Below are 24,545 nucleotides of genomic sequence, written 5' to 3' on the forward strand. Positions count from 1 at the left end.
AGCCGGGGAACCCGGCCGATCGACGTGTGTTCGTGCCGTCACTTTGGGTGATGGATCGCCCCTCTGGTCACACCGCCCGCGGTGTGTCACACCCGACGGGCACGAGCGGCGTGCGGACCCGTGGTGCGGTGTCGGCGATCAGCTGGTCGAGACCGCTCAGCCGGAGGAGCCGGTCGACGCAGCGGGGGGTCCCGGTCAGCCGGAGCTCCCGGCCCGAGTCCACGGCCTGCGCGTGCGCTGCGGCGAGGCCCCGGAGCCCGCCGGCGTCACACCAGGTCACCCCGGCCGTGTCGACCACCCAGCGGGCGTTGCTGCTGGCGGACAGGGCCGCGAGCGCACCGGTCAGGTGGTGGACCGAGTCCCGGTCCAGCTCACCGCTCAGCACGACGGTGGCGTGCGCCCGGTCGACGGAGACGGTGAGCTCCGCGGACGGGGCCGGGCCGGTCGTCAGGGGTGGGGCGGTGGTCAGCAGCGGCGACATGGCGAGTCCCAACCGGGGCCCGGGAGTCGAGGTCCTGACTCGCACGGCCCCACGAGCGGGCGGTACGGCCGGTGGTTCGACCAGGCACCCGACCGTACGCCCGTGCCGTCGATCATGCAGCGACGGTCGTGGTCGTGGACACGCCGGGCAGCGCGCGCACCGGCTCGGCTCGTCTGACCGGGGCACGCGGGAACACCGCCGGCTCCGCCGGCGCTGGCCGCAGGGCAGACGACGAGAGGTGAGTGCAGTGGACAAGCGGATCGGTTTCCTGTCCTTCGGGCACTGGCAGCCCATCCCGGGCTCGCAGGTGCGGACCGGGCGGGACGCCCTGGTGCAGAGCGTCGAGCTGGCGGTGGCCGCCGAGGAGCTGGGCCTGGACGGCGCCTACGTACGGGTGCACCACTTCGCCCGGCAGCTGGCCTCGCCCTTCCCGCTGCTGACCGCGATGGCGATGCGCACCAGCCGGATCGAGCTGGGCACCGGCGTCATCGACATGCGCTACGAGAACCCGCTGTACATGGCCGAGGAGGCCGCGGCCGCCGACCTGCTCAGCGCGGGTGACCCGCTCAGCGCGGGCCGCCTGCAGCTCGGCGTCAGCCGGGGATCGCCGGAGACGGCGCTGCGCGGCTCGGAGGCCTTCGGCTACGTGCCGGCCGCGGGCGACAGCGACGCCGACCTGGCCCGGGAGAAGACCGCCCTGTTCCTCGCCGCGATCAGCGGGGCAACCGTCGTGGACGCCGACCCGCGGATGACCGGCGGGACGGGCGGGCGGCTCGCCGTCCAGCCGCAGTCCCCGGGGCTCCGACAGCGGATCTGGTGGGGGTCGGGCACCCGGCAGACCGCGGTCTGGACCGCACAGCAGGGGATGAACCTGATGAGCTCGACGCTGCTGTCCGAGGACACCGGGGTGCCCTTCGACGAGCTGCAGGCCGAGCAGATCGCGCTGTACCGCGCGGCCTGGGCCGACGCCGGCTGGGCGCACGAGCCGCGGGTCTCGGTCAGCCGCAGCGTCCTGCCGATCACCACCGACACCGACCGGCAGTACTTCGGTTCGGGACGGGGAGGCGACGACCAGGTCGGCCTGCTGGAGGGCGTGCGGGCCCGGTTCGGCAAGAGCTACGTCGGGGAGCCCGACCAGCTGGCCGAGGAGCTGGCCAAGGACGCCGCCGTCCGGGACGCCGACACGCTGCTGCTCACGGTGCCGAACATGCTGGGCGCCGAGTACAACGCCCACCTGCTGGAGACGGTGGCGCGGCACGTCGCGCCGGCGATCGGCTGGGCGCCGTCAGGGGAGCGCCCGGCGACCTGAGGGCGGCGGTCAGTCGGCCGTCATGGCCCCGGTGCTGGTCAGCTCGTCGGCGACGTCGAGCAGCTTGCGGTTGGTGTGCGACGACGCGCGCACCAGGAGCTCGAAGGCCTGGACCGCGGTCAGCCGGTGGCGCTCCATCAGGATCCCCTTGGCCTGGCCGATCAGGTCGCGGCTGTCCATGGCGGAACGCAGGTTCGACTCCTGTCGCGCGGCGGACAGCGCGATGGCGGCGTGCGAGGCGAAGATCTGCCCCACGGTCTCCGACTCGGCGTCGAAGGAGTGCGACTCCTGGGCGAAGAGGTTCAGGGCGCCCAGGTTGTCGCCCTCGGTGAACAGCTGGAAGCTCAGCATGCTGCCGGCCCCCCGCCGGGAGGCTGCGGCGGCGAAACGCGGCCAGCGCCGCTCGTCGGCGAGGTCGTCGACCCGGACGGTCTGCTCCTCGCGGAGGGCGTCCAAGCAGGGCCCCTCGTCGAACTCCGACTGCAGGGCGTCGATCTCCCGGGCCTGCTCGCTGGTGGCGGCCTGCGGCTCGACGCGGCGGCGGATGACCAGGCTGATGCTGGCCATGTCCGTGCCCGGCACCGTGTCCACCGCAGCGGCGGTGATCGACGCCAGGGTCCGGTCCACGTCGCCGTGCTCCTCCTGCAGGGTGCGGGCGATCCGGCCCATCACGTCCCCGAGGTCGTCCGGCATCCGGCTGGAGTGATCCGATCCGGCTTCGGCTGGGACGTGTGGGGCGGACATGCGGGCAGCGTAGGCCCCAGGCGGGCGGTCGGTGGCTCGTCGTCCGCGCGCGCTGCCGGACGTGCAGGCAGCCGGCTGCTGAACGGTGAGAAGACTCTCTCGGCATCCCCGGGCGTGCCTCGCGCCGACCCCGCAGGCTGTGACCGGCCTGTGACATCAGCTGCGCACGGACGGGTCCTCCACGCACCCCGTCGGCGAGATGTCCGAACCCCTCAACGCGCTTGGAGCCCTCGTGCGCCCGTCCCGCCTCGTGCTGGCAGCGCTGGTCGCGCTGTTCGCCACCGCCACCGCCACGCCCGCTGTCGCCGCCCCGACCGGCGGATCGGGCGGCCCGTTCACCGACCGCACGTTCCAGACCTCCACCGGCGCCGGGTACACCGCCCAGCACCACCTGTACGCGGCCGGGATCGACCCTTCCCAGCCGGTCGGGCTGCTCGTCTACGCCGACGGCACCGGCGAGTACGGGTTCGAGAACCCGTCGGCCAGCTACTCACTGGGTGGGGTCAACGGGGTCGTCGCCGTGGCGAAGCGGAACAACATGGTGCTGCTGGTGCCCTCCAGTCCCAACCGCGCCTGCCAGTGCTGGGAGCGGGGCGACCCGACCGGGTACGCCGACCACCTGGCCGCGCTGATCGACTCCGTCCACGGCCAGTACGACATCGACCGGGACCGCGTGTGGCTGGGCGGGTACAGCAGCGGTGCGCAGTTGATGACCCGGTTCCTGTTCCCCCGGCACTCGGATCTCCTGACCGGCGGCGGGACCATCGTGATCGGCGGGGGCGGCGCACCCGCGGTCGCCGCGGACGCGTTCCCCGCGTCGCTCCAGGCCGACGTGCACATGCACTGGGACACCGGCGAGCTGGACACCGACACCAACGGGTCCGCGCCTGGTGGCCTGAACTCGCTGAACGGTCCCTACGGGGCCAAGGTCGGCGAGGCCTGGTACGCCGACCGCGGTTTCCGGACGTCGCACGAGCACCCGGCCGGGGTCGGCCACGCCCGCAACGGTCAGTTCGGCACCATCATCGACGGCGTCCTCGACCGGCACGCCGCCCCGATCGCCGGGTCCGAGCCCGCGGCCGGCCCGCAGCCGTGGGAGCACACCGTCACCCCGAGCCGCATCGGCGTGACCGTGTCCGCGTACGTCCCCCCGGACACGACGCGGACCACCCTCCGGGTCTCCGCCGCACCGTTCGGCTCGCAGACCGGCTTCTACACCTACCGCACGACCAGCAACGACGTCGTCCCGCTGTCCCTCACCCGCAGCCTCGCCCCGAACAGGTCCTACCACTACCAGCTGGAGACCGGGACGGACCGGACGGTGGTCGCCGCGGGCACCTTCCGGACGCTTCCCTGATGCGGACGGCGGTCACTCGGGGAGGCGGTATCCCAGGCCTCGCACCGTCGTCACCACGGTCGGCCGGGACGGCGTGGGCTCGATCTTCCTGCGCAGGCGCCACACGTGGACGTCGACCAGCCGGGAGTCGCCGACGTGGTCCGCGCCCCAGACCCGCTCGATCAGCTCCTCCCGGCTGACCGCCCGCCCGCGTTCGGTGGCGAGCTCGCTGAGCAGCTGGAACTCCGTCCGGGTGAGCGCGACGGGTTCGCCGGACCGGGTCACCGTCCCGTCCCGTGGGGCGATGTCCAGGTCCCCGATCCGGATCCTCGGTCCTGGCCGGCCCCGTGTCCGGCGGGCCAGGACCCGGATGTGCGCGGACAGCTCCTCGGTCGTGAAGGGAGTGACGACGTAGTCGTCCGCCCCCGCGTCCAGCCCGGCGACGACGTCGTGGCTGGTGGTCCGGAGGGCGATCACGATGATCGGGGTCTCCGTGCGCCTGCGGACGGTGCGGCACCTCTGGAAGCTGCTGCGGTCGGGCGTCTTCAGGTCGAGGAGCACGACGTCGTGCGGCCGCGTGTCCAGGAGACGGAGCCCTTGCTCCTCGGTCGCCACCTCGGTCACGTCGAGCCCCTCCTGTCGGAGGGTCGTCGCGAGGACGCGACGGATGCGTTCGACCTCCTCGACGACGAGCACGGAGCAGGACACCCCGAGGGTCTGCCCGCTCGGGCGTCGCTGAACCGCCGTCGCCTGGCCTCCGGCTCCCGGGTGACGAGTGGCCCGGGCTGCTCGTCGCAGGGCAGGATCGAGGAGTCGGCCACCGCAGGCCCCGCGGCGCCAGTGCGCTGGGGGGCTCGCGGGGTGGGCGGCCCGCGCGCGGGGCCCATGGAGTGGACCCCTGCGCGACCTCGAGGACCGGGGTCTGTCTGCGGGCGATCGCGAAGGGCCTCACCGTGGTGCACTCGGTGCTCGTCATCCAGGAGGACGCGACGCGGCGTCGGGACCTCAGCAGGGCGTTGGCCGCTGAGGGGCTCGAGGTGCGCGAAGCCGGGACAGCTGCCGATGTACGGCGGCGGCTGTCGGAGTGCCGCTCCGACGTCGTCCTGATCGACGTCCTGCGGTCGGACCGGGCGTGCCTCGCGATGTGCCGGGAGCTGAGCGGCAGTGGGCAGCCCCCGGTGATCGTGCTCAGTGCCCGGCGGGGGACCCGTGACGTCGTGGCTGCGCTCGAGGCAGGTGCCGACCACCACGTGTCCGCACCGTGGACGGCGGAGGAGGTCTCGGCACGGGTCCGGGCGCTCTGCCGCCGCCACCAGGGGGGCGCCACCCCACGGCGGATCCCCTCGGGGGACCTGGAGGTCCTGCCGGACGGCGGGGTGGTCCTGCGCGGCGGGCGTGCGGTCGCCCTCACCCGGACGGAGTTCTGCATCCTGCGGGAGCTGGCGCTGGCGCAGGGGTCCGTCGTCTCGCAGGAGGACCTCCTCGACCGGGTCTGGGGGCCGGGGTACCGCGGCGACCGGGGGCTGCTCCACACGCACGTGCGCAGGCTGCGGATGAAGGTGGAGCCCGACCCGGCCCAGCCGCAGCTGGTCACGACGGTGCGCGGGCGCGGCTACCTGCTCGCCGGGCCGGGTGCCCGGACACGGTCCGGACGTCGGGTCCTCGCGGTGGTGGAGCGGCGGCAGCGGGAGGCGTGCCAGGTCTGATCCCGCCGCGCTCGGGTGGACGCCGGGCCCCGGCCCCGGCCGGCCGGCCTTCCCGGGAGCTCTTGACCTGTGCCGTGGACCCCGCGGCGCCGAGACGCCCTGCGCCGGCTGACCGCCCGACCCGGCCGGTGCTGCGTCCCCCGGTCCGTGCGTCCTCGTGACGTGAGCGGGGATCCGGGGTTGGGGCCATGGGACGCCGGGCAGATCGGCTCTGCGCACACCCGACATCGGCCATGAGGAGAACGATGACCAGGATCTCTCTGCCCGCACGCCGCAACCGGTGGCGCTCCGCCGCCGCCGGGGTCGCCATCGCCGCCGCGTCCTTCACCATGACCGCCTGCGGTGCTGAGGACGAGGGCCTCGAGGACACCGGCGTGGTCGAGGACGGCGGCATGGTCGACGAGGAGGAGGACGACGACTAGGAGTCGTCCGGCAGGGACGACCGAGTCGGTCGGCGGGGTGCGCGGTTCGCGCCCCGCCGACCGACTGCGTCCAGGCGGCTGACCGGGCCCGCGTGCACCCGGGACGAGGGAGCCAGTGGCGCGCCCGGCAGGGATCGAACCTGCGACCAAGTGCTTAGAAGGCACCTGCTCTATCCACTGAGCTACGGGCGCTCGCGGCCAGATCATCGCATCGGACCAGACCACTGTGCCGGAACCGCGGGCGTAGCGGTCGGCACCGCCCGCTCGGCGTCGGTCGTCCACAGCGAGCGGGAGTGTCCACAGTCCGCCCGGACGCCTGTCCTGGGCCGCCGCTGCGCTCCACGGTGGTCCCCAGCCCGGCAGGTCGCCGGGGACCGCACCCTGAGGAGCACCGTGAACGACACCCCTCTGCACGTCGTCGGCAACGTGGTCGACGTCCCGCGCCAGAACCGGACCAGCAACGGGTCCGTGACCAACTTCCGGATGGCCTCCACGTCCCGTCGCTGGGACGAGGAGACCAAGGGCTTCGTCGACGGCGCCACGCTGTGGATCGACGTGGCCTGCTGGAACGAGCTGGGCGGCAACGTGGCCCGCAGCGTGACCAAGGGCGACCCGGTGGTCGTCGTCGGCAACCTGCTGACCGAGTCCTGGGAGAGCGAGGCGGGGCGCCGCAGCGCCAACCGGATCAAGGCGATGGCGGTCGGGTTGAACCTCGCTCGTGGCTGGTCGGACTTCACCCGGCCGCCGCGCGTCGACCGGTCGGCCGGGGTCTCCTCCCCGCCGGAGCCGGGCGAGGACGCGTCGCCGACCGAGGACCCGTACGCCCACCGGCCCACGGACTACACCGGGGGGTCGGAGACGTTGCACAGCTCGGACTCCGAGGTCACGTCCGAGGAGCCGGCGGTCCCGGCGCTGACGTGAGCCTCCCCGGCTGGGAGGATCGGAGCTGAGAACGCAGGGGGCGGGGCCGGTGACGGCCGAGCGCGGCTGCCCGCCCCGCCCCCCACTCGCGACCCGACGGAAGGCTCCCACTCAGTGGCCCAGTACATCTACTCGATGGTCCGTGCGCGCAAGGCGCACGGCGACAAGGTGATCCTCGACGACGTGACGTTGGCGTTCCTGCCCGGCGCCAAGATCGGTGTCGTCGGCCCCAACGGTGCCGGCAAGTCGACCGTCCTGAAGATCATGGCCGGCATGGAGACCGCGTCCAACGGGGACACCGTGCTCGCCCCCGGCGCCTCGGTCGGCATCCTGGAGCAGGAGCCGCCGCTGAACGAGGACCTCGACGTCCGCGGCAACGTGGAAGAAGCGGTGAAGGACCTCCGTGCGGCGCTCACCCGCTTCGAGGAGGTCAGCGCCGCCATGGGCGAGCCCGACGCCGACTTCGACGCGCTGATGGCCGAGCAGGGTGAGCTCATGGAGGTCATCGAGAACGCCGACGGCTGGGAGCTCGACAACCGCATCGAGCAGGCGATGGACGCGCTGCGCTGCCCGCCCGGCGACGCCGACGTCCGCGTGCTCTCCGGTGGTGAGCGTCGCCGGGTGGCGCTGTGCAAGCTGCTGCTGGAGGCCCCCGACCTGCTGCTGCTGGACGAGCCCACCAACCACCTGGACGCGGAGAGCGTCGCGTGGCTGGAGCAGCACCTGGAGAAGTACGCCGGCACCGTCGTCGCCGTCACCCACGACCGGTACTTCCTGGACAACGTCGCCCAGTGGATCCTCGAGCTCGACCGCGGCCGGGCCTACCCCTACGAGGGCAACTACTCCACCTACCTGGAGACCAAGCAGACCCGGCTCAAGGTCGAGGGCGCCAAGGACGCCAAGCGCGCCAAGCGGCTGAAGGACGAGCTGGAGTGGGTCCGTTCCGGCGCCAAGGCCCGTCAGGCCAAGAGCAAGGCGCGGCTGGCCCGCTACGAGGAAATGGCCACCGAGGCCGACAAGTTCCGCAAGCTGGACTTCGAGGAGATCCAGATCCCGCCGGGCCCGCGGCTGGGCAGCGTGGTCATCGAGACCAAGGACCTCACCAAGGGCTTCGGCGACCGGGTGCTGATCGACGACCTCTCCTTCACGCTGCCGCGCAACGGCATCGTCGGAGTCGTGGGGCCCAACGGCGTCGGCAAGACCACGCTGTTCAAGATGCTGGTCGGCGAGGACAAGCCCGACGACGGCGACATCAAGATCGGCGAGACGGTCAAGGTCGCCTACGTCGCGCAGGACCGCAGCGGCATCGACCCGGCCAAGAGCCTGTGGGAGGTCGTCTCCGACGGCCTGGACCACATCAAGGTCGGCAACGTCGAGATGCCCTCCCGCGCCTACGTCTCGGCGTTCGGGTTCAAGGGCCCGGACCAGCAGAAGAAGGCCGGGGTGCTCTCCGGCGGTGAGCGCAACCGGCTGAACCTGGCGCTGACGCTCAAGCAGGGCGGCAACCTGCTGCTGCTCGACGAGCCCACCAACGACCTGGACACCGAAACGCTGACCAGCCTGGAGGGCGCGCTCCTGGAGTTCCCCGGCTGCGCTGTGGTCGTGAGCCACGACCGCTGGTTCCTCGACCGGGTGGCGACGCACATCCTGGCCTACGAGGGCGACTCGAAGTGGTTCTGGTTCGAGGGGAACTTCGACGACTACGAGAAGAACAAGGTCGAGCGGCTCGGCCCGGACGCCGCCCGCCCGCACCGCGCCACCTACCGGAAGCTCACCCGGGACTGAGGAAGGGCCCCCTTGCCCCCCCGGCACTCGCAGGCTCGTACCGGGACCCTGCAAGGGGGCCGTTCCATCGCGTCACCAGACGGCCGGCCGGAGCGCTTCGCTCTGGCCGGCCGTCGTCGCGTGGTGGCCTTCGGTGTCCGGCCTGCGTCAGCCGCCGAACCGGGCGACGAAGCGCACCTGGCCGCGGGTCTCCACCGCGTGCCGGCGGTAGTGCCCCCGCACGAACGCGACCGCCCGGGCCGGCGGGAGGCCGTCCAGGACAGCCAGGCAGGCCAGCGCGGTCCCGGTGCGGCCGGTGCCGCCCGCGCAGGCGACCTCGACCCGTTCGGTCTCCGCCCGTTGCCACAGCTCGCGCAACGCCTCGTGCAGGTCGCCGGGGGAGGTGGGCAACCGGAAGTCCGGCCAGCACACCCAGCGGGTCGACCAGGGGACGGGACACGGGGGACGCCCCAGCAGGTACAGGCCGAACACGGGGGCCGCAGCGTTCTCCGGCAGTGGCCGGCGCAGACCGCGACCGCGGACCCGGCGTCCCGACGGCAGCACCAGCACGCCTGGGTCGGTCTCTGCCCATGGGTCCACCAGCGCACCGTAGGCCCGCACGGGCCGCGGGGGAACAGGGCCGGTGCGGACGGCGGCGGGCCATGAGGCAGGGTGACCGGTGTGAGGCACACCGTCGCCGTCCCGATGCGCTGGTCGGACATGGACGCCTACCAGCACATCAACAACGTGGCCTTCCTCGGCTACTTCGAGATGGCGCGGGTCGACCTGTTCTTCGACCAGCCCACCCACGACGAGAAGACCGGCCTGCGCCGGGGCATCGTGGTCGCGTCCCACGAGATCGCCTACAAGCGGCCGGTGCTCTACGACGCCGACCCGCTGCAGGTGCAGATCTGGGTCTCCGACGTCCGGGCTGCCGCGTTCACCTGCCACTACGAGCTCCGCGACCACGGCCGGCTGGCGGTCACCGGCAGCACCCTGCTGGTGACGTTCGACTTCGCGCTGAACCGGCCGCGTCGGCTCAACCCCGAGGAGAAGACCTTCCTGGGCCGCTACCTCGACGAGCCCGGCGGCTGATCAACCGCCCGACGAGAAGCGCCCCGCTGCTGCATCCGCGGGGGCGGACGCAGCAGCGGGGCGCTTCTCCGCAGGTGCCGGGAGGATCAGCGGCTGCGGCGGACCAGCGCCCAGGCGCCGCTGAGCACCCCGGCGGCCACGACGGCCTTGACGAGGCCACCGACGATGAACGGGTAGAAGCCCGCCTCCAGCGCAGCAGAGGCCGAGAGCCCGGCGCTGACAGCCAGCCAGGGCACCCCGACGGCGAAGATGACCGCCTGGCCGGCGACGAACAGCGGTGCGGCCTTCAGCGGCTGCCGGTCCATCCCGCGACGGGCGGCCAGGCCGATCAGGAACGCGGCGGGGATGAAGCCGACGACGTACCCGCCGGTGGCACCGAAGACGACCTCGACGCCGCCGCTGGCCTCCGAGTAGAACGGCAGCCCGACCAGCGCCGCCATGATGTAGACGGCCTGCACCGCCACCCCGCGGACGGGACCGAGGCTGGCCGCGGTCAGCACGACCGCCAGCGTCTGACCGGTGATCGGCACCGGTGAGCCGGGGACCGGGATGGCCACCTGGGCCAGCAGTGCGGTGAACAGCACGCCGAGGCCGACCAGTGCGACGTTGCGCGCCCGGACGGCGGGCACGAGGTCGGCGAGGACGAGCGGGCGCGACGGGAGCGCGGGCAGTGAGGCAGTGGCCACGGGTCCTCCTGAGGTGCAGGTCGGCGCGGTGCGCCGTGGGTCGCTGAGAGTCTGCCCTACCCGGGCGTGCAGCCGAAGCGCTGGTGCGCCCAGGTCACGGGCGCAGCCACACCGCACCGTCGACCGGCACCGCGCCGTCGGTGACCGGTGCGCTGGCCAGCAGGACCTGCCCCTCCGGCAGTGGGACGGGGTCGGCCGAGAGGTTGAGCAGGCAGACCAGCCCACCGGGTCGCCGGAACACCAGGCAGCCCTGCGGTGCGGGCAGCCACTCGACGTCGTCACCGGCGAAGGCAGGTGAGCTGCGGCGCAGCGCCAGCGCGGCCCGGTACAGCGACAGCATCGAGTCCGCGTCGTCCACCTGGGCCTCGGCGGTCAGCGGCGCCCAGCCGGCGGGCATCGGCAGCCAGGTGTCGGCGGTCGTGGAGAAGCCGTACGGCGGCTGGTCGCCAGACCAGGGGACCGGCACCCGGCAACCGTCCCGGCCCCGCTCGGTACGCCCCGACCGCTCCCAGATCGGGTCCTGGAGCACCTCGTCGGGCAGGTCGACGTCGGGCATGCCGAGCTCGTCGCCGTTGTAGACGTAGGCGACCCCGGGCAGCGCCAGCTGCAGCAGTGCCGCGGCCCGCGCCCGCCGGGTGCCGACCTCGCCGCCCCCGTAGCGGGACACGTGCCGTGGCCGGTCGTGGTTCGACAGCACCCAGCAGGCCGGCGCCGGGGTCGCGGCGACGGTGGCCAGCGAGTGCTCCACCGCCGAACGCAGCTCCTCGGGCTCCCACTCGGCGGTCAGCAGCCGGAAGTTGAACGCCAGGTGCAGCTCGTCCGGGCGCAGGTACTGGGCCAGCCGCTCGTCGTCGAAGACCCAGACCTCGCCCACCGCCATCCGGTCGGGGTACCGGTCCAGCACCGCGCGCACCCGCTGGTGCAACGCGTGCACGTGGTCCTGGTCGAACCGCAGGTCGCCGGGGCCGTCGTCGGCGAACAGGCCGGTGTCCTCGGCCGGCACCATGTCCGGCAGCCCGGCGGGCTTGGCCATCCCGTGCGCCACGTCGATCCGGAAGCCGTCCACCCCGCGGTCGAGCCAGAACTGCAGGGTCTCCTCCAGGTCGGCGACCACCTCGGGGTTGCTGTAGTCCAGGTCGGGCTGCTCGGGGGCGAAGAGGTGCAGGTACCACTGGCCGTCGGGCACCCGGGTCCAGGCCGGGCCGCCGAACACCGAGGGCCAGTTGTTCGGCGGCTGCGCGCCGTCCGGGCCGGACCCGTCGCGGAAGAAGTACCGGTCCCGGGCCGGCGATCCCGGCGGGGCGGTCAGCGCCTCGGCGAACCACTCGTGGTCGTGGGAGCTGTGGTTGGGCACCAGGTCGATGGTCACCCGCAGGCCCAGCGCGTGGGCGTCGTGCAGCAACGCGTCGAAGCCGGCCAGGTCGCCGAAGACCGGCTCCACGCCGCGGGGGTCGGCGACGTCGTAGCCGTGGTCGTGCATCGGCGACGGGTAGAACGGCGTGATCCACAGCGCGTCGACGCCGAGTTCGGCGAGGTACGGCAGGCGTGCGCGGATGCCGGCCAGGTCACCGACGCCGTCGCCGGTGGCGTCGGCGAAGCTGCGCACGTAGACCTGGTAGAACACCGCATCCCGCCACCAGTCGGCGGTCGTGGGGGAGACGGGCGTCGGGTGCTGGCTCAGCGGAGGCTCCTCGGGAGATCGGTGCAGGTGCGGCCGCGGCGCAGGGTCCGTCAGCGGTTCTGCATGCTGTGCGCCGCCATCTCCAGGTAACCCCACAACGTCGCGTCCTGCTCGGCGGTCAGCTCGAGGGAGTCGACGGCGGCCCGCATGTGGGTCAGCCACGCGTCGCGCGCCTTCTCGTCGACGGCGAAGGGCGCGTGCCGCATCCGCAGCCGGGGGTGCCCGCGCTCCTCCGAGTAGGTGCGCGGCCCACCCCAGTACTGCTGCAGGAACATCCGCAGCCGGGTCTCGGCGCCCTCCCAGTCGTCCGCCGGGTACATCGGGCGGAGGATCGGGTCCTCCCGGACCGCGCCGTAGAAGTGCCCGACCAGGGTGCGGAAGGTCTGCTCGCCGCCGATCTCGTCGTAGAAGCTGCCCGCCGACGGCAGCGACCGGCTCGTCTCGCTCATGACTGCGATGGTCCTCCAGGGGCGGGCGCCGGGTGCACGGGGGCCGTGGCCGCTGGGGGTCGGCTGCGCCGCAGGGCGATCAGCGGGACGACGACGACGACCAGCCCGAGGCCGCCCGACAGCGCCACCACCGTGCTCGGCGCCAGGGCCTCGGCCCCGAGCCCGGCCAGCACCACACCGAGCCCCTGGACGCCGGCGAGCCCCGCGGCCGCGACGCCGAACGCCCGCCCGCGGTAGGCGCTGGGCACCGCCTGCACGAAGGCGACGTTCAGCGGGATCGAGCAGGCGCCGCCGATCCCGGCGACGAAGAAGAGCGCCACCACGGCGGTGAACGCGGCGGCGCCGGTCCCCAGCCACACCGGCACCAGCCCGGCCAGCAGCACGCCGGTCAACGACAGGGCCACCAGCGGGGCCAGCAGTCGCTCGCGGACGTGTGGCGGGCAGAACCGGCCGACGACCAGACCGCCGAGGGCGGTGCCCGCCGGTGCGGCGGCCAGCAGCACGCCGGTGGCCGCGGTCGTGCCCTGCAGCTGCAGGCCCAGCGGGGTGGCGATGCCCTCGGGGGCGTTGACGAACAGGGCGGCCACCCAGAGCACCCCGACGATGGACAGCAGCCGGGGGGTGGCGGCGACGAAGCGCATGCCGCTGGCGGTCTCCCGCCACAGCGACCGGACCTCGGCCTCGGGGTCGACCGGCCCCGGTGCCGGGCGGGGCTGCAGGCCGAGGGCCAGCCAGCCGGCGGAGACGGCGAAGGTGGCGGCGTTGAGCAGCAACGCCGCCGAGGGGGAGAAGTGCAGGAGCAGGGCGCCGCCGAGCAGGAAGCCGACCACCTGGGAGACCTGTGCCGTGACGCCGGTCAGCGAGGTGGCCACGGCGTAGCGGTCGCCCTCCAGCACGTCGGCCATCAGCGCCGACCGGGCCGCCTCGAACGGTGGCGAGCACAGCGACACCAGCAGCAGCAGGCCCAGCAGCAGCGCCAGCGGCATGCCCGGGACCGCCATGCCGGCCACCAGCACCGCGCGGATCACGTCGCTGGTGATCAGCACCCGGTGCCGGGGGAGCCGGTCGGCCAGCGCGGCCAGCAGCGGGCCGCCGAGGACCCACGGCAGATAGCTGATCCCGAAGGTGATCGCCGACAGCAGCGCCGACTGGGTGCGCTGGTAGACGAGCACGGTCAGCGCGACCCGGGCGAGCTCGTCGCCGATCGTGGAGAGCAGGTAGGAGCCGAACAGCGGACGGAACTCGCCGACGGCGAAGACCTGGCCGTAGGTGGCCGGCCGGCTGGTCGCGCGCGCTGGACGCGAGCGGGGGCGGCTCAGCAGCGTCCCCTGCCCTCAGGGGCGGCGATCACCGTTCGTGCCCGTTCCATGACGCGGGAGTGTGGCAGGTCGGTCGCACGCCGTCGCTCACCGGCAGCGGCGCCGCTCGGCGTGCCGCCCACGTTCCGGTACCGGAACGCCCAGGTGGGGTCTGCGGACCGGGAGAGCGAGCGACTGCCACATGACGGAAGACCCCGTTGACGTGACCTGCATCACGACCTAGCGTCCGCCGCCACCCACCCGAACGTCGTCCAGCTGTCTCGGGTGTGGCGGACGCCGAGACCCAGTGGAGGAACGCGTGCTCAGGACATCCAGGAGCTCGATCGTGCTGGGCTCGATGGTGATCGGCGCCCTGGTGCTGGCCGGATGCGGCGGCGGGGACGACGAGGCGGCCGAGCCCGCGGCCGGTGCGGCATCCGGTGAGCTGACCACCGTGCGGGTGGGTGCGATCCCGATCGTGGACGTCGCGCCGCTGTACCTGGCGCAGGAGGTCGGGATCTTCGCCGACCACGGACTGGCGGTGGAGCCCTTCCTCGCCCAGGGCGGCGCCGCCATCGTGCCGGCGGTGCTCTCCGGGGAGGCGGAGTTCGGCTTCTCCAACATCACCAGCCTGCTGCAGGCCGAGGCGCGCGGGGTGCCGCTGGCCCTGGTCGCGCCGGGGCCGGGGGCCACCGGCAATCCGGAGGAGGACTTCGCCGCGGTCATCGTCCCCGACGACTCCGACGTGCAGGAGCCGGCCGACCTGGCCGGGAAGCGGGTCGCGATCAACTCGATCGACAACATCAGCGACACCGTCGTCCGGGAGACCGTCCGGCAGGACGGCGGCGACCCCTCGTCGATCCAGTTCGTGGAGCTCGCCTTCCCCAACATGGTCGCCGCGGTCGCCGACGGCTCGGTGGACGCGGCCTTCGCCGTGGAGCCGTTCGCCACCGTCGGGGTGAGCCAGGGCATGCGCGTGGTCGCCGCCCCGTACACGCAGACCGACGAGGCGCTGACCGTCGCCGGGTACTTCACCTCCGACCAGTACGCCGCGGAGGACCCCGAGACCGTGCAGGCCTTCGCCGACGCGATGGAGGAGGCGCAGCAGTACGCCACGGAGAACCCCGACGAGGTGCGCGAGGTGCTGGGCAGCTACACGAACATCGACCCGGCGATCGCCCAGGAGCTGACGCTGCCCACGTACCAGACCGAGATCAACCGGGACTCGGTCGAGCTGCTGCTCGAGCTCGGCGTCGAGGACGGGATCATCCCCGAGGGCGTGGACCTGGAGAACGTCTTCGCCGACCTGGAGTGAGCGTTCGCCCTCAGCTCCGGGTGGTCTCCAGCCCGGTGTGCGCGGCCAGGAAGGCCAGCTGGTCGGCGGCCAGGCCGACCGTGCGGCTGACCGCCCGGGCCCCGTGCCCGACCGACAGCTCCCGGCGCAGCACGATCGGGGCCGACGCCGTCGTCGCGTGCTGCAGGGCGGCGGCGAGCTTGCGGGCGTGCAGCGGGTCGACCCGGGTGTCGGACTCGAAGGTCGTGAACAGCACCGCGGGGTAGGCGGTGTCCTCGACCACCCGGTGGTAGGGCGAGTACGCCAGCAGCCAGCCCAGTTCCACGGGGTCGGCGGCGGTGCCGTACTCGTCGTTCCAGGTGCGGCCCAGCCCGAACAGCTCGTACCGCACCATGTCCAGCAGCGGTGCGCTGCAGACGACGGCGGCGACCAGCTCGGGGTGCTGGGTGGTCATGGCGCCCACCAGCAGCCCGCCGTTCGAACCGCCCATCACCGCCAGCTGGCCCGGCGTCGTCCAGCCCTCGGCGATCAGGTGACCGGCAGCCGAGGCGAAGTCGTCGAACACGTTCTGCTTGCGTTCCCGCATCCCGGCCCGGTGCCAATCCTCACCGTGCTCGGAGCCGCCGCGCAGGTTCGCCACCACCCACACCCCGCCGGCGGCCACCCAGGCCAGCGCCTGCGCGCTGTACGCCGGGGTGAGCGAGACGTTGAAGCCGCCGTAGCCGTAGAGCACGGTCGGGCGCGGGGTGTCGGGGGTGCCGGTGGCCGACAGCACGAACAGGTGCACCGGCGTCCCGTCCGGCGACGTCGCGTGGGCCTCGACCACCTGGACGTCGGGCACGCTGCCGGCCACCGGCGCCTGCTCGTGGGCGGTGAGCGCACTGGGATCGGCGGCGTCCCAGCGGAGCACCGACGGGGGCGTCGCGTAGTCGGTGAAGCCGACCCAGGCGGTCGTGCCGCCCTCCGGCGGCGCGCTGACGCCGGCGACGCTGCCGGGAGGGAGGGCGGTCACCTGGGCGAGCCGGCCGGAGCCGTCCGCGGCCCACACCGAGAGCCGGTCGGTGGCGTCGACCGCGTGGACGGCGAGCACCCGCAGGTCGCCGTCGGGGCCGTCGACCAGGGCGACGTCGCCGAGCACCCCGTCGTCGGCCTGCGGGACCACCTCCTGCCAGGCCGACGGCGCCCAGCTGGCCGGGTCGGCCGGGTCGGCCACCACCAGCCGGCTGCGCGGGGCGTCCCGGTCGGTGTGCAGCCACAGCCGGCCGTCCCGGGCCACCCAGGCCGAGGTCTGCGCGTCCACGCCGACCTGCAGCTCGCGGAGGACGCCGTCCCCGGCCAGGTCGGCCAGCCAGACGTCGTCGCGCGGGGCGGTGCCGACCGAGGCGGAGACGACCAGCCAGCGGCCGTCGGCGCTGGTGCGGGCGCCGAAGTAGGTCGCGGGGTCGCTGCCCTCGCCGTGCACCAGGACGTCGTCGGCGGGGTCGGTGCCCACCCGGTGGCGCCACACCCGGCGGTGGAACTGCTCCTCGCCGGCCGGGACCAGCCCCGGGGCCAGCCGCCGCACGTAGAACAGCTCCGCGCCCCCCGGCAGCCAGCCCACGGGGGAGTAGCGGCAGCGGTCGATCGGGCCCTCGACCAGCTCGCCGGTGCCGACGTCCAGCACGAACAGCTGGGACTCCTCGTCGCCGCCGACGGAGACCTGGTAGGCCAGCCGGTCGCCCTCCCACGAGGGGGACCAGGCGTCCAGCGTGGTGGTGCCGGCCGGGTCCAGCGCGGTCGGGTCGACCAGCACCCGCACGCTCCCGTCGGGCTCGGTGACCCGCAGCACGGCGTGCTCCTGGCCGGGGTCCCGGCGGGTGGAGAAGGCGCGGCCGTTGCGCCACACCGGGATGCCGACCGCACCGGCGTGCACCAACTCGGCCATCCGCTCGGCGAACGCCGGGCGGCCGGGGAGGCCGGCGAGGAGGTCGGCGGCCAGCTCGTCCTGCGCCGCGGCCCAGGCCACGGTGCGCGGGTCCGCGGCGTCCTCCAGCCAGCGGTAGGGGTCGGCGACCGGGTGACCGTGCAGGTCGTCGACCAGGTCCAGGCGGGGGGCATCGGGGTAGCGCACGCGCCGACCGTAATCCGGGCACGGCCGGCCGTCGGCGGGGGTCGCTCCCATTATCACACCGGGGCAGTGCAGGATGAAGGTGCCCGTGGGCTGTCGAAGCCGTCGGTGGCCGGGGGCACTCGGAGGTGTCCCGTGTCGATCACCGCACTCGGGTCGTCGTCCGGGCCGGGTACCACCGGCTCCCGACGCGACGCCCTGGCCAGTCCGCACGCGCCTGCCCCGGCGGCGTCCACCACCGGCGCGACGCTCCTGCTCAACGCCACCTACGAGCCGTTGTGCGTGGTCTCCAGCCGCCGCGCGATCGTGCTCGTCCTCGCCGCCAAGGCCGAGGCCGTCGACGTCACCGACGACGAGGTGCACGCCGAGCGGGTGACCGTCGCCGTGCCCGTCGTGGTGCGGCTGACCCGCTACGTGCGGGTGCCCTACCCGGTCTCGGTGCCGCTGTCCCGCCGGGCGGTGTTCACCCGGGACGGGCAGACCTGCGTGTACTGCGGGGGCTCGGCCACGAGCATCGACCACGTGGTGCCGCGCAGCCGGGGCGGCACCCACACCTGGGACAACGTCGTGGCCGCCTGCCGGCGCTGCAACCACACCAAGGCCGACCGGTCGCTGGCGGAGATGGGGTGGTCGTTGCCGCACCCGCCCGGAGCCCCCAGCGGTGCCGCGTGGCGGCTGCTCGGGCACCGCACCGTCGACCCGCGCTGGCGGGAGTGGCTGGGCATGCCCGACTCGGTGAGCGCCTGACGGAGTTGGCAGGATCTGTGGTGTGGACAACCGAGCACGGCAGCTGTGGGCGCTCGGCGAGCCGTTCCACGCCCTGACCTACTTCGCCGACGAGTCGCGCACCGCCTACGCCGAGGTCGGGCTCCGCGGCTTCTGGGCGGGCTACTTCGCCGGCCGCGCAGCCCCCCTGGGGCCGGTCGGGCCGGCGCTGGTGACGGCGACCTTCGGCTCCTTCGCCCCCGAGTTCGTCGCCCGCCGGGTGCCGGACGTGTGGACGACGACGTCCCCGGCCGATGCTCTCGCCGCCCGGCTGGCCGGGGTGGACGCCGCGGCTCGCCGGTCGCTCCCGGAGTGGCTCGGTTCCCCCGAGGCCGAGGAGGCCGCGACGCTGGCCCGCCGCGCCGCCGACGCCGTCGACGTCCTCGGCCGGCCACTGGCGGCGGCGAACGCGGACGTGCTCTGGCCGGTCGAGCCGCACCTGGTGCTGTGGCAGGCGCTGACCACGCTGCGCGAGCACCGGGGGGACGGCCACCTGGCCGTCCTGCTGCAGCACGAGCTGCTCGGGTTGCCGGCGCTGGTGCTGACCGCGGCGGCCGGGACGTCGTCGGCCGACTGGCTGCAGAAGGCCCGGGGCTGGTCGCCGGAGCAGTGGGCGGCCTGCGCCGAGGAGCTCACCGGACGCGGCCTGCTGGCCGACGGGGGGCTCACTCCCGGAGGTGTCTCGCTCCGGCAGGCGGTCGAGGCCGACACCGACCGGCTGGCGCAGGGCCCGTGGACGGCGTTGGGCGCAGGTGGCTGCGACCGGTTGGCCGAGCTGCTGGCGCCGGTGCGCCGGGCGATCGTGGCGGCCGGTGAGTGGCCGGCGCAGAACCCGATCGGCGTCCCGGATCCCGCCTGAACCCGGGGTGTGTCGAAGGGCGTAGGCAGAAGTGACGGGTGCGGGTCCTTCACCTGGCAGGTCTTGACGAAGTTGGACCAGTCGGCGGGAAGCGCTCTTGTGGAGGATCGCTGGACGGATAGGTTCCGCTTCGGCGACACCGGATCGGTGCCGCACTCACCGCCAGAGAGGCCCCTCCATGTCATCGCGCACCGCGGTCCGCGGTCCCGTCCGTCGTCCCCTCGCCCGCGCGACCGGCGTCGCCGTCGCAGCCGTGCTGGCGTCCGCCACCCTCGGGCTGGGGAGTGCGGCGGCGGCTGACGCGCCGGTCATCGACCTGGGAGCGGGCCCGGTGTGGTGGTCGATCCTGCCGCACGAGAACACCGGGCCGGTCCCGGTGGAGAGCCCGGTGGCCGAAGGTGGGTCGTTCACCGCGGTCCCGGCGGCCTTCGGTGGGTCGGTGACGATCGAGATGCCGCCCGAGCTGGCGGAGCAGACCGCCTCGGCCAACCTCGTGCTGTCGTCGTCCACGCCCACCGACCGGGTGAGCTACGACTCCGACAGCGCCGACCCCGCGTGGGACCTCGGCCTCACCGCCCTCGGTGGCAACCGGTACCGGATCGACCTCCCTGCGGACGACGGCTCCGGGAGGACCAACGGAGAGCTGCGGCTGACCGGCTTCGAGCCCGTCGGCGCGTCCGACGTCGGGGCCTACGACCCGGCCCCCTACGCGCTCGACCTCACCGTCGGAGGGCCGGCCGCCGTCGAGCTCGCGCCGCACTTCTGGACGCTGGGACACACCCCCTGCGACGGGATCGAGGCGTGCGCCGTGCCGCTGACCGCCGGGTCGTCGTTCACCGTGTCGTTGCCCGCCGGCTCGCACCTCGACCGGATGGGCGTGGTCGACCTCGGCCAGAGCGACTGGTCGATCGAGGCGCGGTTCCCGCAGGACCCGGCCACGGACTCCGTCACGGCCCTGACGGCCGCGCTGTCGGCGGACCGCCGGTCCGCGACGCTCCAGGTGCCTGCGGGCGCGGTCCCGGGTCGCTACGAGCTGGAGGGGGTCATCGGTGACGGCACCGGTGAGCACGTGCACATCGTCCGCACCGTGCTCGACGTCGCCGCGCCGGCGGTGAACCCCGGGCTGCGGTCGGAGACCGGTGGCGACACCGGTGCGCCGGTGCTCCTCCCGGTCGCGCTCGGTGCGGTGGGTGTGCTGGCCGTGGCCGGCGTCGCCCGCTCCCGTCGCTCGGTGCCGCAGGGCTGACGTGCCGACCCTGCCCCTGACCCGACGCACGGCGGCCCTCGCGGGGGCCGCCGTGCTCGGTGTCGTCGCGCTGGTGCTCGTGCTGGTGCTCACCGGCGGCCGAGGCGAGGGCGCGGCACGCGTTGCAGCCGCAGCGTCGGCGGTCACCTCCGCGCCGGCGCCGGCCACGACGACGACCCCCGTTCCCACGACGGAGGCCCCGGCGCCCACGCCGACCGAGACACCTGAGGAGGCTCCCCGGGCCTCCTCGGTGCGCCTCGAGGTCCCGTCGGTCGGCCTCGACGTCCCGGTGTTCGCCTACAGGCCCCGGAGCGGCGTCATCGACCCGCCGTCGATGGTCGACGGCTACTGGGTCGAGCCCTACGGCGAGCCGGGCACCGAGCCGGACAACACCGTCTACATCGCCGGCCACTCGTGGACGAAGGGCGCGGCTGCGTTCAACGCGCTCATGCCCGGCGACCACGGGGTGGGGGTCTCGAACGGAGACGTCGTCACGGTGCGGACCCCCGGCGGCGACGTCGACTACACGATCACCCGCAGCGAGCGCTACGACAAGGACGCGCTGCCCGGCGCGACCGACGTGTGGACGGTGATGCCGGGCCGGCTGGTCCTGATCACCTGCTTCGTCGACGACGACGGCCGCACCACCGACGACAACTTCGTCGTCTTCGCCGAGTCCTGAGCGAGCTCGCCGTGTGCGCTCAGGTGACCCGGCTGCGCTCGGTCGGGTAGCCCTCGTGCGCCCGGCCGGCCAGCACGGTGCGCAGCCGGTCCATCGCGTCCCAGACGTCGACGAACCGGGTGTAGAGCGGCGCGGGGCCCAGCCGCAGCCGGTCCGGGGTGCGGAAGTCCGGCACGACGGCGCGGTCGATCAGCGCCTGGGTCAGTTGCCAGGCCTGCGGGTGGGCGACGCTGACGTGCGATCCACGCCGGGTCGCCTCCCGCGGTGAGGCGACCCGGACCCCGTGCTCGGCCAGCCACTCGTCGGCCAGGGCGATCACCAGCTCGGTGAGGGCCTGGCCCTTGGCCGCCAGTCGGTCGATGCCGGCCTCTGCCGACAGCCGGGCCCCGACCTCCACCGCAGCCATGGCCAGCACCGGGGGAGTGCCGACGGCGAACCGGTCCACGCCGTCGGCCGGGTCGTACGCCGTCCCCATGGCGAACTGGTCGCGAGCACCGAACCAGCCCCAGATCGGCTGGCGCAGCTGCTCCTGCAGCTCGCGGCGCACGTAGAGGAAGGCCGGGGCCCCCGGTCCGCCGTTGAGGTACTTGTAGGTGCAGCCGACCGCCAGGTCGGCACCGGCCGCCGTGAGGTCGGCGGGCACGGCGCCGGCGGCGTGGCTGAGGTCCCACACCACCAGCGCCCCCGCCTCGCGGGCCAGCCGGGTCACCTCCGCGATGTCGACCAGCGCACCCGAGCGGTAGGCCACCTGGGAGAGGACGACGACGGCGACCCGCTCGTCCAGCGCGCCGGCCAGCACGTCGAGGTCCAGGCCGGTGTCGATGTGCGCCGCCACCTCGCGGACCGTCATCCCGCGCGCCTGGGCCACCCCCGCCACGATGTAGCGGTCGGTGGGGAAGTCGTCGGCGCAGCAGACCAGCACGTCCCGGTCCGGGCGGGCGTCGGCCGCAGCGACGAGCAGCTTGTACAGGTCGACGCTCGTGGTGTCGCCGACCAGCACCTCACCGGGCCGCGCCCCCAGCACCCCCTCGGCCAGGACGTCGCCGATCCGCCCGGACTGCTGGACCCAGTCACGCCAGGAGCCCACGAGCCCCTGCCCCCACTCCTGCTCGACGACCCGGGCCACCGCGGCGGGGGTCTCCGTGGGCAGTCGGCCGAGGGAGTTGCCGTCCAGGTAGAGCAGCCGGTCGGGGCCGTCGTCGTCGGTGCCGGTGAAGCGGGCGCGGAACCCGGCCAGCGGGTCGGTGGCGTCGGCGGCTTCGGCGGCTGCGCGGGAGAGGTCCACACCGGTGATCCTGCCCGCGACGGCTAGCGTCCGGGAGGTGACCTCCTCGCCCGGCACCCAGCTGCACGACCTCACCGCGCTGGAGCAGGCGGCGGCGGTGCGCGCGAAGGAGGTGAGCCCCACCGAGCTCGTCGAGCACTCCCTGGCCCGCATCGAGGCCCTGGACGCCGCCCTCGGGGCGTTCCTGACCGTCACCCCCGACCGGGCGCGCGCGGCGGCGGCGGCGGCCGACCAGGCAGTGCTGGGGGGAGGGGACCTGCCGCCACTGCACGGCGTCCCGACCGCGATCAAGGACCTGGCCAACACCGCCGGGGTGCGCACCACCTTCGGCTCGGCGGTGCTGGCCGACTTCGTGCCCACCGTGGACGACGCCGTGGTCACCGCGCTGGCCGCCGCCGGCACGATCAGCCTGGGCAAGACGAACACCCCCGAGTTCGGCTTCCCCTGCTACACCGACAACGACCTCGCCGGCCCGGCCCGCTGCCCGTGGGAGCCCTCGCTCCTGGCCGGCGGCTCCAGCGGTGGTGCGGCTGCCGCGGTGGCCGCCGGGCTGCTGCCGTTCGCCCACGGGTCCGACGGCGGCGGCTCCATCCGCATCCCCGCGGGGATCAACGGGCTGTTCGGCATCAAGCCCAGCCGCGGCCGGGTCAGCAACGCCCCGCTGGGCAGCGAGACCACCGGCCTGGGCGTCCAGGGGCCGCTGGCCCGCACCGTGCGGGACGCCGCGGCGATGCTGGACGCCATGGCCGGGCCGGTGCTGGGTGACCCGTTCTGGGCGCCGCCGCCGCCGGCCGGGGAGACCTTCCTCGGCTACGCCGACCGCCCGCCGGGCCGGTTGCGGATCGGCCGCTACCTGGACTCCGGCATGCCCGGTGCCGACCTGGACCCGGAGGTGCGGGCGGCGTTCGAGGACGCCTCCGTGCTGCTGTCCGGCCTGGGCCACGAGGTCGAGGACCTGCCGGCCGCACCGCTCACGCCCGAGGTCTTCCCCGCCTTCGAGGTGGTCTGGGCGTTGTCGGCCACGACGCTGCCCGTGCCGCCGTCCCAGCTGGACCGGCTGCGGCCGCTGACCCGGTTCCTCCGCGACCGGGGGCTGGCCCTCAGCGCGCGGGACGCCATGCAGGCGATGTTCACGTTGCGGGTCTTCGCCCGTCGGTTCATCCAGGCCACCTCCCGGTACGACGTGCTGCTCGCCCCGATCTGCACGTTGCCGCCGCAGCCGGTCGGCTGGTTCGACGGGGACGGCGACGGGGCCGCGGACTTCGAGCGGCAGAAGCGGTACGCGGCCTTCCCGGCGGTCTACAACGTCACCGGCCAGCCCGCGGTCAGCGTGCCGCTGTGGTGGACGGCGGGTGGGCTGCCCATCGGGACCATGCTGGTGGGCCGCCCGGCCGACGAGGCCACCCTCATCTCGCTGTCCGCACAGCTGGAGGAGGCGCGACCGTGGGCGCACCGACACCCGGCGCTCTGGTGACCCGTCCTGCCGGGCCGGTGCTCGATGGTCCCGGTAGATTGCCCCCATGTCCGTGCTCGAGACCGTGCTCATCTACGGCGTCGTCCCGCTGGTGATCGTGCTGCTGTTCGCTGCGGTGACGTTGTTCCCCGGCCGCAGCAAGGACCGCACCAAGTACCGCCCCGGGCAGTCCTGGGACTACGCGCCTCTCTGGTACGAGCCGCACCCGGACGTCCCCGGCGTGGTCGGTGGCCACGCGGAGGACGCTCCTGGGGCGGGGCACGCGGCCCCGCGGCTGGGCGCCACCGCCTCGGCACTGGCCATCGGCCAGCGTCCGCACGTGCCCGAGGCCGACACCGTCCGGCGCACCGCCGCCGGCGGCGCCCGCGGGACCTGGTGACCGGGCCATGAGCACCTCTGCTGCCCAGCTCCCTCCTTCCTCCGGAGACATCCCCCCGATGACCCAGCAGCTCAACCGGCAGCCCGCCGCAGACCAGCACGGGCCCAGCGCGACGGAGAAGACCGGGAACAGCTCCGTCATGGAGCCCGGCTCCGGGCCGTTCAGCTACCGCGACCTCGCCCGGCTCGACGAGGCGCTGACCATGTCCGCCAAGGAGACCGGGCTGCGGTTCACCCTCTACGTCGGTGAGCTGGGCAGCGACACCCGGGCCACCGCGGAGGACCTGCACGCGCGGTCCGGCGGCGACACCACGAACAGCGTCCTGGTCGCCCTCTCGCCCGGGCAGCGGGTGCTGGAGATCGTCACCGGCACGGCTGCCGCCCGCCGGCTGCCCGACCGGGCCTGCGCCCTGGCCGTCCTGTCGATGACCAGTCGACTGGGCGCCGGCGACCTGGTCGGGGCGATCATCAACGGGCTGCGGCAGCTGTCCGACGCCGCCGGTCACCCCGCGCGCCGCAACGCCCACTGAGCACGCGCCCCCGGCGGGGGGCTGAACGCCGGC

25 protein-coding genes and 1 tRNA gene are annotated in these 24,545 nt (G+C 74.1%); 15 read left to right on the forward strand and 11 right to left on the reverse strand.

What is annotated here, in order from left to right:
* Positions 1-67: 67 nt before the first annotated feature.
* Entirely contained in the window at positions 68-481 is a 414-nt protein-coding gene (locus tag O2V61_RS05835; protein WP_269182373.1) for an STAS domain-containing protein, read from the reverse strand.
* Positions 482-719: 238 nt separating this feature from the next.
* Here O2V61_RS05835 and O2V61_RS05840 point away from each other — a divergent pair, with 238 nt between their 5' ends.
* Positions 720-1,790 (forward strand): LLM class flavin-dependent oxidoreductase, encoded by a 1,071-nt coding sequence (locus O2V61_RS05840; protein ID WP_269182374.1) that lies wholly within the window; start codon positions 720-722, stop codon positions 1,788-1,790.
* A gap of 9 nt (positions 1,791-1,799) precedes the next feature.
* Here O2V61_RS05840 and O2V61_RS05845 read toward each other — a convergent pair whose 3' ends face one another.
* Positions 1,800-2,534 carry a GAF and ANTAR domain-containing protein gene (locus tag O2V61_RS05845; RefSeq protein WP_269182375.1) on the reverse strand — a complete coding sequence of 245 codons (735 nt, stop codon included), beginning with the start codon at positions 2,532-2,534 and terminating at the stop codon, positions 1,800-1,802.
* Positions 2,535-2,733: 199 nt separating this feature from the next.
* Between O2V61_RS05845 and O2V61_RS05850 the strand changes: the two genes are divergently transcribed.
* Entirely contained in the window at positions 2,734-3,891 is a 1,158-nt protein-coding gene (locus O2V61_RS05850) for a hypothetical protein (protein ID WP_269182376.1), read from the forward strand.
* Between the two features lie 12 nt (positions 3,892-3,903).
* Here O2V61_RS05850 and O2V61_RS05855 read toward each other — a convergent pair whose 3' ends face one another.
* Positions 3,904-4,566 (reverse strand): response regulator transcription factor, encoded by a 663-nt coding sequence (locus O2V61_RS05855; RefSeq protein WP_269182377.1) that lies wholly within the window; start codon positions 4,564-4,566, stop codon positions 3,904-3,906.
* A gap of 269 nt (positions 4,567-4,835) precedes the next feature.
* On the opposite strand from O2V61_RS05855, the gene O2V61_RS05860 reads away from it, so the two are divergent.
* Together O2V61_RS05860 and O2V61_RS05865 are read left to right on the forward strand one after the other, a co-directional pair.
* The gene (locus tag O2V61_RS05860) at positions 4,836-5,576 is read left to right on the forward strand and encodes a response regulator transcription factor (protein WP_269182378.1); all 741 of its coding nucleotides are present in this window, start codon (positions 4,836-4,838) and stop codon (positions 5,574-5,576) included.
* A 245-nt stretch (positions 5,577-5,821) separates the two neighbouring features.
* On the forward strand, positions 5,822-5,998 hold the full coding sequence (locus tag O2V61_RS05865; RefSeq protein WP_269182379.1) for a hypothetical protein: 177 nt from the start codon (positions 5,822-5,824) through the stop codon (positions 5,996-5,998).
* A gap of 116 nt (positions 5,999-6,114) precedes the next feature.
* Here the strand turns inward: O2V61_RS05865 and O2V61_RS05870 are convergent.
* A tRNA-Arg gene (locus O2V61_RS05870) sits at positions 6,115-6,190 on the reverse strand.
* A 201-nt stretch (positions 6,191-6,391) separates the two neighbouring features.
* On the opposite strand from O2V61_RS05870, the gene O2V61_RS05875 reads away from it, so the two are divergent.
* Entirely contained in the window at positions 6,392-6,919 is a 528-nt protein-coding gene (locus O2V61_RS05875; protein ID WP_269182380.1) for a single-stranded DNA-binding protein, read from the forward strand.
* A gap of 114 nt (positions 6,920-7,033) precedes the next feature.
* On the forward strand, positions 7,034-8,704 hold the full coding sequence (gene ettA, locus O2V61_RS05880; RefSeq protein WP_269182381.1) for an energy-dependent translational throttle protein EttA: 1,671 nt from the start codon (positions 7,034-7,036) through the stop codon (positions 8,702-8,704).
* Between the two features lie 147 nt (positions 8,705-8,851).
* Here the strand turns inward: ettA and O2V61_RS05885 are convergent, their stop codons facing one another.
* Positions 8,852-9,283, reverse strand: coding sequence for a protein-tyrosine phosphatase family protein (locus tag O2V61_RS05885; RefSeq protein WP_269182382.1), 432 nt, complete (start codon positions 9,281-9,283; stop codon positions 8,852-8,854).
* An 81-nt stretch (positions 9,284-9,364) separates the two neighbouring features.
* Between O2V61_RS05885 and O2V61_RS05890 the strand changes: the two genes are divergently transcribed.
* Positions 9,365-9,778, forward strand: coding sequence for an acyl-CoA thioesterase (locus O2V61_RS05890; protein WP_269182383.1), 414 nt, complete (start codon positions 9,365-9,367; stop codon positions 9,776-9,778).
* Between the two features lie 86 nt (positions 9,779-9,864).
* Here O2V61_RS05890 and O2V61_RS05895 read toward each other — a convergent pair whose 3' ends face one another.
* From O2V61_RS05895 to O2V61_RS05910, 4 genes are all read right to left on the reverse strand, one after another.
* Complete coding sequence (locus tag O2V61_RS05895) at positions 9,865-10,464, reverse strand: biotin transporter BioY (protein ID WP_269182384.1); 600 nt, start codon at positions 10,462-10,464, stop codon at positions 9,865-9,867.
* Between the two features lie 94 nt (positions 10,465-10,558).
* Positions 10,559-12,088: a glycoside hydrolase family 13 protein gene (locus O2V61_RS05900; RefSeq protein ID WP_269182385.1), complete on the reverse strand. Its 1,530-nt coding sequence runs from the start codon at positions 12,086-12,088 to the stop codon at positions 10,559-10,561.
* A 107-nt stretch (positions 12,089-12,195) separates the two neighbouring features.
* On the reverse strand, positions 12,196-12,594 hold the full coding sequence (locus O2V61_RS05905) for a globin (RefSeq protein WP_269182386.1): 399 nt from the start codon (positions 12,592-12,594) through the stop codon (positions 12,196-12,198).
* Positions 12,591-13,916: an MFS transporter gene (locus O2V61_RS05910; RefSeq protein WP_331254216.1), complete on the reverse strand. Its 1,326-nt coding sequence runs from the start codon at positions 13,914-13,916 to the stop codon at positions 12,591-12,593. The genes O2V61_RS05905 and O2V61_RS05910 overlap by 4 nt, the downstream gene beginning before the upstream one ends.
* A gap of 295 nt (positions 13,917-14,211) precedes the next feature.
* On the opposite strand from O2V61_RS05910, the gene O2V61_RS05915 reads away from it, so the two are divergent.
* Positions 14,212-15,207, forward strand: a complete 996-nt coding sequence (locus O2V61_RS05915) for an ABC transporter substrate-binding protein (protein ID WP_269182387.1) — start codon at positions 14,212-14,214, stop codon at positions 15,205-15,207.
* Positions 15,208-15,217: 10 nt separating this feature from the next.
* Here O2V61_RS05915 and O2V61_RS05920 read toward each other — a convergent pair whose 3' ends face one another.
* Complete coding sequence (locus O2V61_RS05920) at positions 15,218-17,296, reverse strand: prolyl oligopeptidase family serine peptidase (protein ID WP_269182388.1); 2,079 nt, start codon at positions 17,294-17,296, stop codon at positions 15,218-15,220.
* A 132-nt stretch (positions 17,297-17,428) separates the two neighbouring features.
* On the opposite strand from O2V61_RS05920, the gene O2V61_RS05925 reads away from it, so the two are divergent.
* The 4 genes from O2V61_RS05925 to O2V61_RS05940 all read left to right on the forward strand — a co-directional run bounded on the left by O2V61_RS05925 (position 17,429) and on the right by O2V61_RS05940 (position 20,845).
* On the forward strand, positions 17,429-18,040 hold the full coding sequence (locus O2V61_RS05925) for an HNH endonuclease (protein WP_331254056.1): 612 nt from the start codon (positions 17,429-17,431) through the stop codon (positions 18,038-18,040).
* A 22-nt stretch (positions 18,041-18,062) separates the two neighbouring features.
* Entirely contained in the window at positions 18,063-18,917 is an 855-nt protein-coding gene (locus O2V61_RS05930) for an SCO6745 family protein (RefSeq protein WP_269182389.1), read from the forward strand.
* Between the two features lie 178 nt (positions 18,918-19,095).
* Positions 19,096-20,163, forward strand: a complete 1,068-nt coding sequence (locus O2V61_RS05935; RefSeq protein ID WP_269182390.1) for a hypothetical protein — start codon at positions 19,096-19,098, stop codon at positions 20,161-20,163.
* A gap of 1 nt (position 20,164) precedes the next feature.
* Complete coding sequence (locus tag O2V61_RS05940) at positions 20,165-20,845, forward strand: class F sortase (protein WP_269182391.1); 681 nt, start codon at positions 20,165-20,167, stop codon at positions 20,843-20,845.
* A gap of 19 nt (positions 20,846-20,864) precedes the next feature.
* Here the strand turns inward: O2V61_RS05940 and kynU are convergent, their stop codons facing one another.
* A complete protein-coding gene (gene kynU / locus O2V61_RS05945) occupies positions 20,865-22,130 on the reverse strand; it encodes a kynureninase (RefSeq protein WP_269182392.1) in 1,266 nt (421 codons plus the stop codon).
* Positions 22,131-22,167: 37 nt separating this feature from the next.
* On the opposite strand from kynU, the gene O2V61_RS05950 reads away from it, so the two are divergent.
* Genes O2V61_RS05950 through O2V61_RS05960 form a run of 3 tightly spaced genes read left to right on the forward strand, consistent with a single transcriptional unit; the run spans position 22,168 to position 24,512 of the window.
* Complete coding sequence (locus O2V61_RS05950) at positions 22,168-23,604, forward strand: amidase (protein ID WP_269182393.1); 1,437 nt, start codon at positions 22,168-22,170, stop codon at positions 23,602-23,604.
* 46 nt (positions 23,605-23,650) lie between these two features.
* Positions 23,651-23,983 carry an aa3-type cytochrome oxidase subunit CtaJ gene (ctaJ, locus tag O2V61_RS05955; protein WP_269182394.1) on the forward strand — a complete coding sequence of 111 codons (333 nt, stop codon included), beginning with the start codon at positions 23,651-23,653 and terminating at the stop codon, positions 23,981-23,983.
* A 58-nt stretch (positions 23,984-24,041) separates the two neighbouring features.
* Entirely contained in the window at positions 24,042-24,512 is a 471-nt protein-coding gene (locus O2V61_RS05960; RefSeq protein WP_269182395.1) for a DUF5130 family protein, read from the forward strand.
* Positions 24,513-24,545 lie beyond the last annotated feature (33 nt).

It is taken from the genome of Modestobacter sp. VKM Ac-2985, from assembly GCF_026967925.1.
GTDB lineage: Bacteria > Actinomycetota > Actinomycetes > Mycobacteriales > Geodermatophilaceae > Modestobacter.